The 2,884-nt window shown below is 40.2% G+C and carries 4 protein-coding genes and 1 pseudogene; 2 read left to right on the top strand and 3 right to left on the bottom strand.

Features of this window, described 5'->3' with window-relative positions:
• The 3 genes from VF500_RS24750 to VF500_RS24760 form a co-directional block, all read right to left on the bottom strand.
• Window positions 1–194, bottom strand: a 194-nt coding sequence (locus VF500_RS24750; protein ID WP_330862238.1) for a hypothetical protein, incomplete at its 3' end; no start/stop codon positions are given.
• Window positions 195–224: 30 nt separating this feature from the next.
• A complete protein-coding gene (locus VF500_RS24755) occupies window positions 225–1,148 on the bottom strand; it encodes a hypothetical protein (protein ID WP_330862239.1) in 924 nt (307 codons plus the stop codon).
• Window positions 1,149–1,412: 264 nt separating this feature from the next.
• Window positions 1,413–1,964, bottom strand: a complete 552-nt coding sequence (locus VF500_RS24760; RefSeq protein WP_330862240.1) for a hypothetical protein — start codon at window positions 1,962–1,964, stop codon at window positions 1,413–1,415.
• 164 nt (window positions 1,965–2,128) lie between these two features.
• Here VF500_RS24760 and VF500_RS24765 point away from each other — a divergent pair, with 164 nt between their 5' ends.
• Window positions 2,129–2,689 (top strand): YeeE/YedE family protein, encoded by a 561-nt coding sequence (locus tag VF500_RS24765; protein ID WP_330862241.1) that lies wholly within the window; start codon window positions 2,129–2,131, stop codon window positions 2,687–2,689.
• A 1-nt stretch (window position 2,690) separates the two neighbouring features.
• Window positions 2,691–2,884 (top strand): annotated as a pseudogene (locus VF500_RS24770) (transporter); the annotation flags it as partial.

Genomic DNA, 2,884 nt, shown 5'->3' on the forward strand with positions numbered 1-2,884 from the left:
TCCGGTGTAGCCACGGTAAGTGTACTAAAATCTGTGACCAGCACCGGTTTCCAGGTATCGGCAGCAAGATCCAGATTTGAGGGTTTGAGCGCGGGATACAGCGAGGTACGGTCTAAAATATCTTTCCTGCACGAACTGAAAGTTACCGCGGCCAGTGCTGTAATTGTAAATATATTAAGTATAGTTTTTTTCATTTCATTGATCATTGATTGTCCAACCTCTTATTACTTCTCCTTTTTGGTGCTGAATACATAATACACACCAGCATATCCCGACCGTGTTTGGCCAACGTTACGTCCGTCCAAAACATAGTTACCACCGGCAGTAAACTCAAGCCCACTTACCGATTGTAAGCTGTATTTAAGTATTAAACCAACAGCAGTACTGTTCATACGGTTACTTGGAAAAGGCATATCGTTTTTACGGATATCAAAACCGCTTGTACTTGTAATTTTAGTAAACGTAGCTTCGGCATTAAACTTAAGGCTGCGGTAACCGCTGCTAAACATAAAATTAGTAGCATTTGGCAACTGTACCTCATTGGTGTAGTGCATTTCGGTGGTGTAGTATGAAGTTCTGTCGATAGTAATGTTGTCACGACGGATGTACTGGCCCGAACCTGCCACGAAGAACCTGCCTGTTTGATAGTTAAGCAAGGCGCGCAAAGCAGCACTTTTGCTATGTAAACCTACAGATAAAGGCAGAAAGTCGGCTTGATAATTGGCTAAAGGCAAAATACCGGTAGCGATAGCATGAACGCTGAATAAGCCACTGCCTATCTCCTCTTTTATGGCCATCCATTTAACCGAAACGGTAAGGTCCTGAAATGATCTTTCGCCACGTAAAGTACCGGCAGATGCGTTTGTGGTTACGTAAGGAACCATAAATAACAAGTTGATCCGGTTTGAAAGACCATAGTTACCACCCAGGCTGTAAACATTTGTACTTACGGTGCCTAAGTTTTGATTATCCCGTTTAAAAGTACCTTCCCAGTAATGGTCCCAACTCCCATGGGTGTATACTGCGGCAGCACAAAAATAATTTTTAGGGATCATCAATGCATCAGCATCGGTTTGGGCTTTGGCACCTTGCACAACAGCCAATAAAAAAGAAACTACAATACAACATCTGTAAAAATACAGCGACATAAATTTCATTACGTTTAAATAAAGGGTAATAATTAATAATACAATGGTTAACAAGCCGGATCAACATTATCAACTATACTCGCTTAACCGGCGATGGTTGATAATATATCAGCTTTAAGGAGCATGATCAAAGCCGTAAACAGGAGCTGTTTTACATAACCCGTAAAAGAACAGGTTACTTCCTACAGCAAAATGATAAAAACGGTTTGTATCCTTAAACTACAGGCACACAAATCAATTTAACTCATAATTTACAGGCAACAATCAGCATGCAGAGTTTGGCGGTTTGCCGGGTGACTCGATGAAGGGTGAATTTACATGGTAGGCTATAGGGCGTGAATGTACCTTTAATATCCTTCCGTAAGATAAGAATTGGTAGTGCATAACCTGGAAGCTATACTCGCTCCCGGTATTTACTTTTTTCTGCGATTGATCATGGCCCTTTTTACTCAAGGGCACATCGCTTATTTCTTTGGCAATAATGAGATTGGCTTTAACCAAACGTGTTTTAACACTATTGGCTATACAAATGAACGACATCGTATCCTGCGTAACCTTATAACGCAGGTAATTATAGTAAACGCCTTTTAACTGCAATTGGCCCTGATCATGTACATAACCGGTCCAGCTGTGGATTTGGGGAAGATGTACAGGGATCTTGATCTCAACAAGCTTGGTAGCATCAACCTTGTTTTCGTAAATTTCTTTTACAATTTGCACTTCAGACCGGTGAATAAAATACTGGAATGCCAAATTGTACCCGCCCAAATTGAACAGATGTACATTCAACAATAGTATTGCTATAAGCTTTTTCACCAAAAGAAATTACTGTTAGGGTATATAATCAACAGTAAATATATGTAACAATATTGTTAAAACAAATAAAAAATTAAATTGTACAAATCACAGTTTAACAGGAATGAAATTAATAATTTGCCAATTTACATCGGATATATTTGCCATTTATTAACCTGTAAATTATGGATTTAATAACCCAACCCTGGCCCTGGTATGTGGCAGGTCCGCTGATAGGCCTTGTCGTGCCAGCCTTGCTCATCATCGGTAATAAAACCTTTGGCATTTCATCATCATTGAGGCATATCTGCGCAGCATGTATCCCTGCCAATATTTCTTTTTTTAAATACGGCTGGAAAAAAGAAAGCTGGAACCTGTTTTTTGTCGCCGGCATTGTTTTGGGCGGATTTATAGCCGCCCAGTTTCTTTCGGCCAATCATCCGGTTAATATTAACCCGCAAACCCATATCCTGCTTAAGCAACAAGGTATTAAAGATTTTAATGATTTACTGCCAAAGGATATTTTCAGTTTTGATCAGCTGCTCACTTTAAGAGGTTTTATTTTTATGGTGATAGGCGGATTTTTGGTAGGCTTTGGTACAAGATATGCCGGCGGCTGCACATCAGGTCATGCCATTATGGGCATTTCGAGCCTGCAATGGCCATCGCTTGTAGCTACCTGCTGTTTCATGGCAGGCGGCTTTATCATGACCTGGTTTATTTTACCATATCTTTTACATTTATAATATGCGCAATATCAAATACCTGTTTGCAGGCCTGCTTTTTGGCATAGTGCTGGTAAAGTCAGAGGTGATCTCCTGGTTCAGGATCCAGGAAATGTTCAGGCTGCAATCATTTCATATGTACGGTATCATTGGCAGTGCCATTGTTGTAGGGATGACCTCCGTTTTGATCATTAAACGTTTTAAAATCAAAACCCT

Origin of the sequence: Mucilaginibacter sp. (assembly GCF_036383575.1) — a bacterium.
Lineage (GTDB): Bacteria > Bacteroidota > Bacteroidia > Sphingobacteriales > Sphingobacteriaceae > Mucilaginibacter.

Excerpts from the sequence above, each read along its gene's own strand:
- VF500_RS24765 (WP_330862241.1), top strand. The coding sequence starts at position 2,129 with ATGGATTTAATAACCCAACCCTGGCCCTGGTATGTGGCAGGTCCGCTG.
- VF500_RS24755 (WP_330862239.1), bottom strand. The coding sequence starts at position 1,148 with ATGTCGCTGTATTTTTACAGATGTTGTATTGTAGTTTCTTTTTTATTG.